Origin of the sequence: Spirillospora sp. NPDC049024 (assembly GCF_040649235.1) — a bacterium.
Lineage (GTDB): Bacteria > Actinomycetota > Actinomycetes > Streptosporangiales > Streptosporangiaceae > Spirillospora.
In genome coordinates, this window is record NZ_JBEZFD010000009.1 from 272,740 (window position 1) to 286,342 (window position 13,603).

Annotated in this window: 12 protein-coding genes; 5 read left to right on the forward strand and 7 right to left on the reverse strand. The window is 73.9% G+C overall.

Annotated features, from left to right (window positions below; all coding sequences use genetic code 11):
- Positions 1-20: 20 nt before the first annotated feature.
- From AB0C21_RS19330 to AB0C21_RS19350, 5 genes are read right to left on the reverse strand one after another with little or no spacing between them, the layout of a single operon-like run.
- Positions 21-1,088, reverse strand: a complete 1,068-nt coding sequence (locus AB0C21_RS19330) for a universal stress protein (protein WP_500205702.1) — start codon at positions 1,086-1,088, stop codon at positions 21-23.
- Positions 1,085-2,545: an amino acid permease gene (locus tag AB0C21_RS19335; protein WP_500205704.1), complete on the reverse strand. Its 1,461-nt coding sequence runs from the start codon at positions 2,543-2,545 to the stop codon at positions 1,085-1,087. The genes AB0C21_RS19330 and AB0C21_RS19335 overlap by 4 nt, the downstream gene beginning before the upstream one ends.
- Complete coding sequence (gene arcC / locus AB0C21_RS19340) at positions 2,542-3,477, reverse strand: carbamate kinase (RefSeq protein ID WP_500205706.1); 936 nt, start codon at positions 3,475-3,477, stop codon at positions 2,542-2,544. The genes AB0C21_RS19335 and arcC overlap by 4 nt, the downstream gene beginning before the upstream one ends.
- A 27-nt stretch (positions 3,478-3,504) precedes the next feature.
- Positions 3,505-4,506, reverse strand: coding sequence for an ornithine carbamoyltransferase (gene argF / locus AB0C21_RS19345; RefSeq protein WP_500205707.1), 1,002 nt, complete (start codon positions 4,504-4,506; stop codon positions 3,505-3,507).
- A complete protein-coding gene (locus AB0C21_RS19350) occupies positions 4,506-5,747 on the reverse strand; it encodes an arginine deiminase (protein ID WP_500205709.1) in 1,242 nt (413 codons plus the stop codon). The genes argF and AB0C21_RS19350 overlap by 1 nt, the downstream gene beginning before the upstream one ends.
- Positions 5,748-5,920: 173 nt before the next feature.
- Between AB0C21_RS19350 and AB0C21_RS19355 the strand changes: the two genes are divergently transcribed.
- From AB0C21_RS19355 to polX, 5 genes are all read left to right on the forward strand, one after another.
- Entirely contained in the window at positions 5,921-6,847 is a 927-nt protein-coding gene (locus tag AB0C21_RS19355) for an ABC transporter ATP-binding protein (RefSeq protein ID WP_500205710.1), read from the forward strand.
- A gap of 50 nt (positions 6,848-6,897) precedes the next feature.
- Positions 6,898-7,614, forward strand: a complete 717-nt coding sequence (locus tag AB0C21_RS19360; RefSeq protein ID WP_500205782.1) for an ABC transporter permease — start codon at positions 6,898-6,900, stop codon at positions 7,612-7,614.
- Positions 7,615-7,617: 3 nt separating this feature from the next.
- Positions 7,618-8,577 carry an EamA family transporter gene (locus tag AB0C21_RS19365; protein WP_500205712.1) on the forward strand — a complete coding sequence of 320 codons (960 nt, stop codon included), beginning with the start codon at positions 7,618-7,620 and terminating at the stop codon, positions 8,575-8,577.
- Positions 8,578-8,648: 71 nt separating this feature from the next.
- Entirely contained in the window at positions 8,649-9,485 is an 837-nt protein-coding gene (gene prcB, locus AB0C21_RS19370; protein ID WP_149258170.1) for a proteasome subunit beta, read from the forward strand.
- Positions 9,486-9,524: 39 nt separating this feature from the next.
- On the forward strand, positions 9,525-11,243 hold the full coding sequence (polX, locus tag AB0C21_RS19375; RefSeq protein ID WP_500205713.1) for a DNA polymerase/3'-5' exonuclease PolX: 1,719 nt from the start codon (positions 9,525-9,527) through the stop codon (positions 11,241-11,243).
- Positions 11,244-11,265: 22 nt separating this feature from the next.
- On the opposite strand, the gene AB0C21_RS19380 is transcribed toward polX, so the two are convergent.
- Positions 11,266-12,270, reverse strand: coding sequence for a COX15/CtaA family protein (locus AB0C21_RS19380; protein ID WP_500205715.1), 1,005 nt, complete (start codon positions 12,268-12,270; stop codon positions 11,266-11,268).
- A 72-nt stretch (positions 12,271-12,342) separates the two neighbouring features.
- Entirely contained in the window at positions 12,343-13,569 is a 1,227-nt protein-coding gene (locus AB0C21_RS19385; protein ID WP_149258168.1) for a PrsW family intramembrane metalloprotease, read from the reverse strand.
- Between the last annotated feature and the right edge of the window lie 34 nt (positions 13,570-13,603).

A 13,603-nucleotide genomic window follows, 5' to 3' on the forward strand; every position in this document is an offset into this window, starting at 1 on the left:
GTAGCTCACGCAGGTAAGCCTTACCTAATTCGGGCCTCCTCGCCGGCGAAGGGCGCGCCCGCCCCGCGCGGCAGCACCACCACCGGGCACGGCGCGGCCCGGACGATCTTGCCGGACCGCTCCCCGAGGAACACCCTGAGCAGCGGGCCGTGGTGGCCGGACAGGCAGGCGAGGACCTCGCCCGGCAGCATATCGACGGCGCCGAGGGTCCCGGCGACCCCGCTGCCGACCTCCGCGAGCCGCTCCACCGGCATCCCGTCCCCGAAGCGCGCGCCGAGCAGGCCCGCGGCCTCCCGCAGGTCCTCGTCGGCCTGGGCGGCCTGGCGGCCCAGCGCGCGCTCGACGCCGCCGAGCCTGGCCGCGGGGCCGGGCGGGCGCAGTACCAGCGTCAGCAGCCGCACCGGCAGCCCGAGCCGCGCCGCGAGGTCGGCCGCGGCCGTCAGGTCCTCCAGGCCGCGGGGCGGCCAGTAGGCCACGGTCATCCGCTCCAGCCGCCGCGCGGGATGGTGGGGGTGCACCACCCGCGTGTGGTGCGGCGAGTCCTCCGCGTACCCGCGCGGAGCCAGCATCACCGGCACGGGCGAGTCGTGCAGGAGCCGGTCGGCGGTGCTGCCGAGGGCGATCCGGTGGGGGTTCCCGCCCGGCGCCGAGCCGATGACCACGAGGTCGGCGCCGGTCTCGCGGGCGGCCTCCATGAGGCCGCGCCCGCTCCCCCGGTGGGCGTGCACGCGCAGGTCGAGCTCCTGGCTCGGCACCCCGAGCTCGCCGAGCCGCGCGGCGGCCCTGGCCAGGGCCTCCTCGGCCTGCTCCCTGAGGTAGGCGACCCATTCGGCGTCCACGGAACCGGGGCCGTGCGCGGGCCAGGCGGGCGGATGGACGTGGACGACGGTCAGCGGCGCGCTCCGGTCCGACCGGGCCGCCGACCAGACCAGTGCGGCCAGGGCGAGGGCGTCGTCACCGCGCTCGTCGGGCGAGTACCCGACCAGCACGCGCGGGCCGCCGGGCTCGCCCCTGCCCTGTTCGGCGCCGCCCTGTTCGGCGCCGCCCTGTTCGGCGCCGCCCTGTTCCGTCGTGCTCGGTTCGTTCATGCGGGCTCCCCTCCGTGCCCCGTGTGCCGGGCCGCCAGGCGCGAGTGGCGGCGGCCGTACAGGAAGTAGGCCGCCAGGCCGACGGCGATCCAGATCGCGAAGACGGTCCAGGTGGCGCCGCCGAGGCCGACCATCAGGTACACGCACAGGGCGACGCCGAGCAGCGGCGTGAGGGGGTACAGCGGCGCGCGGAAGCTGCGCGGGAGGTCGGGCCGGGTGCGGCGCAGCACGATCACGCCGACGCTGACCAGCGCGAACGCGAAGAGCGTGCCGATGCTGGTGGCGTCGACGAGCCGGCCGAGCGGGATCACCGCGGCGAGGATCCCGATGAACGCCGCCACGATGACCGTGTTGGCGACCGGCACGCGGCGCCGGGGGCTCACCTTCCGGAAGACGTCCGGGACGAGCCCGTCGCGCGACATCGCGAACAGGATGCGGGTCTGGCCGTACATGACGGTGAGCACGACGCTGGCGATCGCGACCACGGCGCCGAGGGACAGGACCATCGACGGCCACGTCCGCCCGCTCACGCTGTCCAGCACCTGCGCCAGCGAGGCCTCCGAACCGCTCAGCGAGAACCGCGTCCAGTTCATGGCGGCGACCGCGGCGAGCCCCACCAGGACGTACAGGGCGGTCACGATGGCCAGCGACAGGATGATCGCCATCGGCAGGTCGCGGCGCGGGTTCCTGGCCTCCTCGCCCGCCGTGGAGGCGGCGTCGAACCCGATGTAGGAGAAGAACACCTTGGAGCCCGCAGCGCTGATGCCCGCCCATCCCATCGGGGCGAACGGGGCCATGTTCCCGGTCCGGAACGCCGTGAAGGCGACCGCGCAGAAGAACAGCAGCACGCCGATCTTCAGGAAGACCATGACCGTGTTCGCCGCGGCGCTCTCGGAGGTGCCCCGCAGCAGCAGCACCGTCGCGAACAGCACCACGACCACGGCGGGGAGGTTGACCACCCCGCCCTCCCCCGGCGGGTTCCCGACCTGCGCCGGGATCGTGAAGCCCAGCGCCGAGTCGAGGAAGGCGTTGAGGTAGGAGCCCCAGCCGACCGCCACGGCCGACACCGACACCGCGTACTCCAGGAGCAGGCACCAGCCGCAGACCCACGCGACCAGCTCGCCCAGCGTCGCGTAGGCGTAGGAGTAGGACGAGCCGGAGACGGGGATCGTCCCGGCCAGCTCGGCGTACGACAGCGCCGAGAACAGGGCGGTGACGGCGGCGAGGACGAACGAGAGCACGACGGCGGGCCCGGCCAGCGGGACCGCCTCGCCGAGGACCACGAAGATCCCGGTGCCGAGGGTCGCGCCGACGCTGAACAGGGTGAGCTGCAGGAGGCTCATCGTGCGCTTCAGCTCGCCGCCCGCGCCGTACCCGCCCTCGGCGACGATCCTGTCGACCGGCTTCGTCCGCAGCAGGCTGTGCGCGAAGGTCTCCGGCGCGGTCCCGGTGGTCACAGCGTGCTCGCCAGCGGCCAGGTCGCGTTGGGGGTGACGATCGTCCCCGCGGTGCCCTCCAGGATGCGCTCGCACTGGTCCAGCAGCCCGATCGCGGCCATGTCGCCCGTGCGCTCCACGAAGCTCACCGCCGCCTCGACCTTCGGGCCCATCGACCCGGCGGGGAACTCCTCGCCGCGCAGCTCGTGCGGCGTCGTGTGGGTGATCTCCTCCTGCCGCGGGGTCCCGAAGTGCCGCAGCACGCGCGGCACGTCGGTGAGGATCAGCAGCGCGTCGGCGTCCATGCTCTCGGCCAGGACGGACGCGGTGAGGTCCTTGTCGACCACCGCCTCGACGCCCTCCAGCCGCCCCACGTCGTTGCGGAAGACGGGGATGCCGCCGCCGCCCGCGCACACCACCACCGTGCCGAGCCGGACCAGCTCCCTGATCAGCCGGGTCTCGATCACCCGCTGCGGCCGCGGGGACGGCACCACGCGGCGCCAGCGGTCCCCGTCCTGCCGGACGGTCCAGCCGTACTCGGCGGCGAGCTTCTCCGCCTCCTCCCGCCCGTAGACCTGGCCGACGAACTTGCTGGGCTCGTCGAACGCCGGGTCCACCGCCGAGACCAGCGTCTGGTTGATCATCGCCACGACCTGGCGGCCGGGCAGCGCGTTCTGCAGCGCCTGCAGCATCCAGTACCCGATCATGCCCTGGGTCTCGGCGCCGATCGTGTCCAGCGGGTAGGGCCGGGTCAGGTTCGGGTCGTTGACGCTCTCCAGCGCCAGCACCCCGACCTGCGGGCCGTTCCCGTGCGTGATGATCAGCTCGTGCCGCTCGGCGAGCGGCGCCAGCGACCGCACGGCCCGGTCCACGTTGGCGCGCTGCGGCTCGGCGTCGGGCGTCTCCCCCCGCTCGACCAGCGCGTTCCCTCCGAGCGCGACGACCACGCGCATGCTGCCTCCCCCTCCCCGGCGGTCCGCTCAGCCGAGCGTCGCCACCATGACCGCCTTGATGGTGTGCACCCGGTTCTCGGCCTCGTCGAAGACGATCGACGCCTCGGACTCGAAGACCTCGTCGGTGACCTCCAGGGCGTCCAGGCCGGTCTTGCGGAAGACCTCCTCGCCCACGGCGGTCGCCCGGTCGTGGAAGGCCGGCAGGCAGTGCATGAACCGGGCGGCGGGGTTGCCCGTCGCCCGCATGACCTCCGCGTTGACCTGGTAGGGCCGCAGCAGCGCGACGCGCTCGTCCCACACCTCGGCCGGCTCCCCCATCGACACCCACACGTCGGTGATCACGAAGTCGGCGCCGCGCACGCCCTCCCCGACGTCCTCGGTGAGGGCGATCTCGGCGCCGGTCCCGGCCGCGACCGCGCGCGCCGGCCCGACGACCGCCTCCTCGTCGGGCCAGAGGCTCCGCGGGGCGACGATGCGGACGTTCATGCCGAGGAGCGCACCGGCCGCCACGTAGGAGTTCCCCATGTTGTTGCGCGCGTCGCCCAGGTACGCGTAGGTGATCTCGTGGAGCGGCCTGCCGCCGTGCTCGCGCATGGTCAGCATGTCGGCGAGCATCTGCGTCGGGTGCCACTCGTCGGTCAGCCCGTTCCACACCGGGACGCCCGCGTGCTCGGCCAGCTCCTCGACGAGCCGCTGGCCGGCCCCCCGGTACTCGATGCCGTCGTACATCCGCCCGAGGACGCGCGCCGTGTCCTTCATCGACTCCTTGTGGCCGATCTGCGTCCCGCTGGGGCCGAGGTAGGTGACGTGGGCGCCCTGGTCGTGCGCGGCGACCTCGAACGCGCAGCGGGTCCGCGTGGAGTCCTTCTCGAAGATCAGCGCGATGTTCCGGCCCGCCAGCGCCCGCACCTCCGTCCCGCCGTACTTGGCGGCCTTCAGCTCGGCCGCCAGGTCGACGAGGTACCCGAACTCGCCCGGGGTGAGGTCGAGCTCCCTGACGAGGCTGCGCCCGCGAAGGTCGAAGGCCATCAGGCGTCCCGGACGAGCGGGCAGCTCATGCAGCGCGGGCCGCCGCGCCCCCGGCCGAGCTCGCTGCCGCGGATCGTGATGACCTCGATCCCGTTGCGGCTCAGGTGGTTGTTGCTCGTGGCGTTGCGCTCGTAGGCGACGACGACGCCGGGCGAGACGGCCAGGACGTTCGCGCCGTCGTCCCACTGCTCGCGCTCGGCGGCGAACACGTCCTGGGTCGGGGTGAGGACCTTGATGTCGTCGGTGCCGAGCGCGGCGGCGATCGCCCGGTGCATGTCCTCCGGCGGATGGTCGGTGATCTTGAGTTCCTTCTCGTTGTCGCCGGGCTCGACGGTGTGCGACGGCAGCATGCCCATCCCCGCGTACTTGGTGAACACGCCGTGGTCGACCATGGTCATGACCGTGTCCAGGTGCATGAACGCCCGCTTGCGCGGCATCCGCAGCGCGACGATCCGCTCGCAGGAGCCGGCGGCGAACAGCGACTGGGCCAGCATCTCCACCGCCTGCGGCTGCGTCCGCTCGCTCATCCCGACCAGCACGCTGCGGTTCCCGAGGACCAGCACGTCGCCGCCCTCCAGCGTCGCCGGCGCCATCGCGGTGCCGCGGTTCCACACGTGGTACCCGCCCTCGGCCGGCCGGTCGTGCCCGGGGGCGAACAGCGGATGCCAGCGGTAGATCGCCTCCATGTTCACCGTCTCGCGCATCCTGGCCTTCATGCGCATCGTGTTGATGGAGACGCCGTCGTAGATCCAGCAGGACGTGTCGCGGGTGAACAGGTGGTTCGGCAGCGGCGGCAGGACGAACCCGTCCGCCTCGACGGAGTGGAACGCGATGGACGCCGGCTCGGGCATCCGCTCCAGCATCTCCCGCTTGGTGATGCCGCCGACCAGGAACGCGGCCAGGTCCGCGACGTCCATCGCGTCGAAGCAGTTGCGGATCGCGTCGGTGGCGAGGGGACCGAACCAGTGCGGATCGACGATCCGGTCGAGGATGTGGCGGCGCGCCTCGGGGATCGTGACGGTCTCGGTCAGCAGGTCCATCAGCAGGTGCGTCCGCACGCCCTGGGCGCGCAGCACGTCCTCGAACTCCTCGTGCTCCTCGACCGCACGCCTGACCCACAGGACGTCGTCGAACAGCAGCCCGGCGGCGTTGGAGGGGGTGAGCCGCTTCAGCGACAGCTCGGGCCGGTGCAGCAGCACCTCCCTGAGCCGGCCGACCTCCGAATCGACGTGGAACGCCATCCCACCTCCCCGGGGACCCCGGCAGCGGCGCCGCGGCTCCCCTGATCGCGGATTCCCCGGCGCGGGGCGGCGAAACTAGATCGACTTCCACCGGACGGCTTTACCGCGCCTTCACGCGGCCGGGGCCGGGTCCGGGCGCGGAGCTGTCCTCCCCCGGACCTAAACTCGTCAGCATGACACCCCCCGGAGACGGCGCGGTCGAACTGCGCTCCCTCGCCAAGCGCTACGGCGCGGTGACGGCCGTGGACGGCCTGTCGCTCAGCGCCGCCCGGGGAGCGGTCACCGCGCTGCTCGGCCCGAACGGCGCCGGCAAGACCACCACGATCGAGATCTGCGAGGGGTTCCGGCGGGCCGACTCGGGCACCGTCCGCGTCCTCGGCCTCGACCCCGCCTCCGACGGGCGCGCGCTGCGGCCGCGGGTCGGCGTGATGCCGCAGTCCGGCGGCGTGCCGGGCACGGCCCGCGCGGGCGAGTTCCTGCGGCTGGTCGCCTCGTTCCACGCCGCCCCGCTCGACGCCTCCGCCCTGCTGGAGCGGCTCGGCCTCGCCGAGCACGCCCGCACCCCGTTCCGGCGCATGTCGGGCGGGCAGCAGCAGCGGCTCTCGCTGGCCGTCGCCGTGGTCGGGCGCCCCGAGCTGGTCTTCCTCGACGAGCCCACCACCGGGCTCGACCCGCAGGCCAGGCACGCCACCTGGGACCTGATCGGCGAGCTGCGCGCCGCCGGGGTGTCGGTCGTGCTCACCACGCACAACATGGAGGAGGCCGAGCGCCTCTCCGACCACGTCATGATCGTCGACGGCGGCAGGGTCGTCGCCGAGGGCGCCCCCGAGGAGCTGACCGGCGCCGAGCGGCAGCTGCGGTTCCGCGCCCGTCCCGGCCTCGGCCTGGAGGAGCTGCTGGCGGCGCTGCCCGCCGGGAGCGCCGCCAAGGAGTCGCCCGCCGGGCACTACCTGATCGAGGCGGAGGTCAGGCCCGAGCTGCTGGCCACGGTCACCGCCTGGTGCGCCTCGCACGGCGTCCTCACCGAGGACCTGCGCATCGAGCGCCGCACGCTGGAGGACGTCTTCCTGGAACTCACCGGAAGGGAGCTGCGCTCGTGACGACCCCGCTCGACCTGGCCCCCGCGCCGGGCGCCGCGCCGCTGCCGCGGATGATCCTGTCCCAGGCCGGATACGAGTTCCGCGCCGTGCTGCGCAACGGCGAGCAGCTGCTGCTCACGCTGATCATCCCGGTGGTGCTGCTCACCCTGTTCAGCGCCACGTCCCTGCTCGACCTCGGCTCGGGCCGCCGCGTCGACTTCCTCACGCCCGGGATCCTCGCGCTCGCGGTGATGTCCACCGCGTTCACCGGCCAGGCCATCGGCACCGGGTTCGAGCGGCGCTACGGCGTCCTCAAGCGGCTCGGCGCGACCCCGCTGCCGCGCGGCGGGCTCATCGCGGCCAAGACGCTCAGCGTGGTCGCGGTCGAGGCCGTGCAGGCCGCGGTGGTCTGCGCGGTGGCGCTGGCGCTCGGCTGGCACCCGCACGGCGACCCCGGCTCCGTGGTCGTCCTGCTGCTGCTCGGCACCGCCGCGTTCAGCGGCTTCGGGCTGCTGATGGCGGGGACGCTGCGCGCCGAGGCCACCCTCGCCGCCGCCAACCTCGTCTACATCCTGTTGCTCGCCCTCGGCGGCGTCGTCTTCCCGCTGGACAGGTTCCCCGCGGCGGTGCGGTCGGCCCTGGAGCTGCTGCCGATCTCGGCGCTGGCCGACGGGCTGCGCCAGGTCCTCCAGCACGGCGCCGCGCTGCCCGGCAAGCCGCTGGCCGTCCTCGCCGTCTGGGCCGTCGCGGGCCTCGTCCTGGCCGCCCGCTTCTTCCGGTGGGAGTAGCGCATGGCCCTGTCTGAGGCGCCCGGCTCCCTCGGCGGCGCGTCCCGCCGCGCCCGGCCCCTGCGGCCGCGGGCGGGCTGGTCGCGGACGCTGTCGCTCGGCTCGGTGCCGCCGCCCGCGCTGATCCTGCTCGGCATCATCTCCCTGCAGGTCGGGGCGGGCCTGGCCAAGCACCTGTTCGACCGGCTGCCGCCGAGCGCCGTGGTGACGATGCGGCTGCTGACCTCGGCGGTCGTGCTGGGGTTCCTCGCCCGCAAGGCGCTGCGGACCGTCCTGCGCGACCACTCGCGCTCCAGCCTCGCCATCGCCGCCGGGTTCGGGCTGGCGCTGGCGCTGATGAACTTCTCGATCTACCAGTCGTTCTCGCGGATCCCGCTCGGCGTCGCGGTCACGATCGAGTTCCTCGGGCCGCTCGCGGTCTCCATCGCGGCCTCCCGGCGCCCCCGGGACGCGCTGTGGGTCGTGCTCGCGGGGGCCGGGGTCGTCCTGCTGGCGAGGGGCGGCAGCGGCGCCCTCGACCCGGTCGGCATCGCGTTCGCCCTGCTGGCGGGGGTCTGCTGGGCGGGCTACATCGTGCTCACCGCCGCGACCGGCAAGCGGTTCTCCGGCACCACCGGCCTGGCGCTCGCGAGCATCGTCGGGACGGTCGCGATCCTCCCGCTCGGCGTGGCGTCGGCCGGCTCCGCCCTGCTCGACCCGAGGCTCCTGCTGATCGGCCTCGGGGTCGGGCTGCTGTCGTCGGTGATCCCGTACTCGCTGGAACTGGAGGCGCTGCGGCGGATGCCCGCCCGCGTGTTCGGGATCCTCATGAGCCTGGAGCCCGCCGTGGCGGCGCTCGTCGGGGTGGCGCTGCTCGGCGAGGTCCTCACCGTGCGGCAGTGGGTCGCGATCTGCTGCGTCATCGTCGCCTGCGCGGGCGCCACCAGGGGCCAGAAAGAGCCGCCCGAGGCCCCCGAGGCGTGATCGGTGGCGGCCCCGTGTGGCAGCGTGGAAGGATCGGAACGTCGCGATCATCGAGCCGGAGAGGAGCCGCCGTGATCGGCCGGAGCGAGGACCAGGGGATTCCGCCCGAGTTCTTCGAGGCGGGGTCGGCGTCGTTCGTCGACTTCCTGCGCCTGCACTCCCCTGAGCTGCTGCCCGTGAACCGGGTGCCCGAGGGGGACGCGCCCGAGCTGCCGCACGGGACGACGGTCCTGGCGCTGACGTTCCCCGGCGGCGTGATGATGGCCGGCGACCGGCGCGCCACCCAGGGCAACCGCATCGCCTACCGCGAGCTCGACAAGGTGCAGCGCGCCGACGAGTACTCCGCCGTCGCCTTCGCCGGAACGGTCGGGCTGGCGCTGGAGATGGTCCGCCTGTTCCAGGTGGAGCTGGAGCACTACGAGAAGATGGAGACCGTCCCGCTGTCGCTGCCGGGCAAGGCCCGCCGCCTCGGCGCCGTGATCCAGGCGAACCTCGCGCAGGCCCTCCAGGGGCTGGCGGTCGTCCCGCTGTTCGCCGGCCTCGACCCCGACTCCGGCGAGGGCCGCATCTACACCTACGACATCACCGGCGCCCCGCAGGAGGCCCGCGGCTTCCACGCCGACGGCTCCGGCTCCCCCTACGCGACCGGCGCGCTGAAGAAGCTCTACCGCGACGACCTGTCCCTAGAGGACGCCGCCACCGCGTGCGTCCAGGCCCTCTACGACGCGGCCGACGACGACACCGCCACCGGCGGCCCCGACCCGACCCGGCGCATCTACCCGACCATCGCGGTCGTCACCGCCGACGGCTACCGGCGGCTGCCCGACGAGCAGGTGGCGGCGATCGCCGACGAGGTCGTGCGCGGCCGGACGGAGCGCCCCGGCGGCCCCGTCGCGCCGCTGCGCTGAGCGCCGGAAGCGTCGTACCCGGCTTCTAGACTCGGCCGCATGGCACGGGCGAACGACGAGGCTGCGGCCCTCATCCAGGAACTGGCCGACCTGCTGTCCATCACGGGCGGGGACGCGTTCAAGATCAGGGCGTACGAGAAGGCGGCGCGCGCGGTCGCGGGCCATCCGGGCGACATCTCCGGCCTCGACCTGGCCGGGCTGCGCAAGATCTCCGGGGTGGGCGACGCGATCGCCAAGAAGCTCCTCGACTACAACACCACCGGCACGATCCGGCAGGTCGAGGAGCTGCGCACGCAGATCCCGTCCGGGGTCAGGGCCCTGACCGCCATCCCCACGCTCGGCCCGAAGAAGGCCCTCGCCGTCTACGAGGCGCTCGGCGTCTCCTCGGTGGACGAGCTCGCGGCCGCCATCGGCGAGGGCCGCCTGCGCGGCCTCAAGGGCTTCGGCGCCAAGACCGAGGAGAACATCCTCCGCGGCATCGAGCTGATGCGCAGCTCCGGCGACCGCGTCCTGGTCGACGCGGCCGCGGGCGTCGCCGACGAGATCGTCGCGGCCCTGTCCGAGCTGCCCCAGGTGGAGCGCTGCGCCCACGCCGGCTCGCTGCGCCGCATGCGCGAGACGATCGGCGACGTCGACGTCCTCGCGGCCTCCCGCGACCCGCGTCCGATCATGGAGGCGTTCACCGCGCTGCCGTTCGTCGCGGAGGTGATCGCGGGCGGCGACAAGAAGACCTCGGTGCGCACCGCCACCGGCCTGCAGGTCGACCTGCGGGTCGTCCCGCCCGAGTCGTGGGGCGCCGCGCTCCAGTACTTCACCGGCTCGCAGGCGCACAACATCCGCACCCGCGAGATCGCCGTCAAGGCGGGCCTCAAGCTTTCGGAGTACGGGCTGTTCGACGCCGGCAGCGGCGAGCTGATCGTGTCGAAGACCGAGGAGGAGGTCTACGAGCGCCTCGGCCTGCCGTGGGTCCACCCCGCCCTGCGCGAGGACACCGGCGAGATCGAGGCCGCGCTCAAGGACGAGCTGCCCCGCCTGGTGACGGTCGAGGACCTGCGCGGCGACCTGCACAGCCACACCGACCTGACCGACGGCGTCGCCTCCCTGGAGGACATGGTCGCCGCGGCGCGGGCCCGCGGCCTGGAGTACTACGCGATCACCGACCACGCGCCGAACCTGGTCATGCAGCGCATGACCGACGAGAAGATGCTCGCCCAGCGCGCGCAGATCGCCGAGTTGCAGGAGCGGTTCCCCGGCCTCACCCTCCTGCACGGCACCGAGCTCAACATCGACCCCGACGGCGGCGTCGACTGGGACGCCGACTTCCTGTCCGGCTTCGACGTCTGCGTCGCCTCCGTCCACTCCCACTTCACGCAGGACGAGGCCGACATGACCCGGCGGCTGGTCCGCGCGTGCGAGAACCCCCACGTCCACGTGATCGGGCACCCCACCGCCCGCAGCATCGGCCGCCGCCCGCCGGTGAACGCCGACTGGGACGAGGTGTTCCGCGCCGCCGCCCGCACCGGTACCGCGATGGAGATCGACTCCTTCCCCGACCGCCTCGACCTGCCCGCCGACCTGGTCCGGCGCGCGAAGCGGTTCGGCGTGAGGTTCTCCGTCGACACCGACGCCCACTCGGTCGGCCACCACCGCAACATCCGCTACGGCGTCGGCACCGCCCAGCGGGGCTGGCTGACCCCGGACGACGTCATCAACACCTGGCCGCTGGAGCGGCTGCGCGCGTTCCTGCGCAAGGGCTGAGCGCGGGTCGGGCGGGCTCGGGTCAGGCGGGCTGGGGCGCCCCGGCGGCGTGCGGGGCGGCCGGGGCCGGCTCCGCGGTCGCGGGGCCCGGCGCCGGCCCCCGGTCGCGCAGGGCGAAGAAGAGGCGGAACGCCGCGATCCACATCAGCACCGAGCCGAGCATGTGCAGCAGCACCAGGCCGGCGGGGACGCCGAGGAAGTACTGCGTGTAGCCCACGGCGCCCTGGAGGACGATCAGCCCGGCCAGCTCGTGGGCGCGGCGGCGGGCGGCCGCGGGCGCGCCGGTGCGGTGCAGGGCCGCGATGGCGAGCACCGTCAGCGCGATGGTGAGCCAAGCCAGCTCGCCGTGGATCCGGGCGACGTCGGTGATGTCGAAGCCGTAGCGGCGCGACTCGGCGTCGCCCGCGTGCGGGCCGGTGCCGGTGACGACGGTGCCCGCGACCATCACGGCGGCGGAGGAGACCAGCAGCGCGGCGGCGAGGCGGCGCGTCCAGGACCCGGCGAGCGGGCGGGGCGGCGCGTCGCCCTCCCCCGCGCGGATCCACAGCGCGACGCAGAAGACCAGCAGGGCGGGCGAGACCAGGAAGTGCAGGGACACGGCGGCCGGGTGCAGCTTGGTCAGCACGACGACGCCGCCGATGACCGCCTGGGCGACCACGCTCATCGGCTGGGCCAGCGCCCACCACACCAGGCTCCGGCGGCGCGGCCGCAGCCGCAGCGCGGCGACGAACACCAGGACGCCGACGCCGAGCACCACGAAGGTGATCAGCCGGTTGCCGAACTCGATCGACATGTTGAGCACGTGGTGCTCGGGGTTGTGGGTGGGCACGAGGCTGTCGCCGGAGCAGCGCGGCCAGTCGGGGCAGCCGAGGCCGGACTTGGTGACGCGGACGGCGCCGCCGCTGACGACGATCACCACGTTGCCGATGACGCCGAGCAGCGCGAGCAGCCGCAGCGACCCGGGCGTCGGGCGCCACACGGCGTTCCAGGTCCGGACCAGGGGGTTCGACGACTCTCGCTCTGCCACGGCACCAATCGTATGGCCGGGCCCCCGTGACCGTGACGCGCCCCCCGCCCACGCCCGTCCGCGTGGCCGGGGTCAGGCGCCGTACGGGCCGGGTGGTCGGGGCGGCAGGAACCCCGACGGGCCCTGGCGCGCCCACGGCGGCCCGGCCGCCGGCGGGGCCGCTCCGGGGCGCGGCGCGGTGCGCAGGAACGCCTGCCTGGCCAGCGCCATCAGTTCGAGCAGGGAGTCGCGGCGGGTGGCGAACCAGCCCGGGTCGGCGACGCCCCGGTCGGCGCGCTTGTGCAGCAGCGCCAGCTCGGTCGCGGCGAGCTGGTAGTCGACCATGGCGCGCCCGGCGGGCGCGCCGCCGACCGAGCGGGCCCAGCGGCGGGCGGCGCGGCGGGAGGGGATGGAGCGCAGCATCCGCACGTCCTGCGGCGTCACCAGGCCCGTCCCGGCGTACATCGGCAGGTACGCCTCGATCCGGCGCACGGTGCCGCGGCGCTCGACGAACACGATGACGATCAGCGTGACCAGGACGGAGAAGTCGAGCACGTAGACGGCGCCGATGCCGCCGAGCCCGAAGGCGGCGGCGCCGTTCCACAGCCCGTGCAGGACCATCGCGCCGAGCAGCCCGGCCAGCGGCGCGGCGAGCTGGCCGCGCCGGTGGGTGGCGGCGTAGGCGACGCCGAGGCCGGTCATCGCGGTGAACAGCGGGTGGCTGAGCGGCGCGATCAGGCCGCGCAGGATGAACACCGCCTGGAGCTGCTGGGCGCCGCCGTCCTCGAACGCCCGCATGTAGTACGTGATGTTCTCCATCATGGCGAAGCCGAGGCCGACCATGGCGGCGTAGATGATCCCGTCCGCGAACCCGTCGATCTCGTTGCGGCGGAACCACAGCATGCCGAACAGGACGGCGCCCTTCAGCGTCTCCTCGATGACCGGGGCGCCGAAGGCGGCGCTGACGAAGTGGCCCTCCGTCTCGCCGAAGATGGGCACGGTCACGTACAGCATCCCGAGGGTGTTGAGCACGAGGGCGCCCAGCACGGCGACCCCGGCGCCCCACATGAACGAGAAGGCGAGCGCGCGGGGCGGCTCGGGCTCCAGCCGGTCGAGGGTGAGCGCGAGGGCGACCAGCACCGGGATCGGCAGGATCGCGAGGAGCGCCCCGACCCAGAAGGCGGCCCCGCCCAGCACGGCGTACGTGCCGAGCGCGATGACGGCGCACAGCCCGGACACGGTCATGCCGAGGATCAGGCCGACCGGAGGCCGTCCGGGGACGCGGCCCTCGAGCACCGCCTTGGGATCCATGGTCGCCATACCGCGAAGGGTAACGGCAGGTGGGACCGATCGG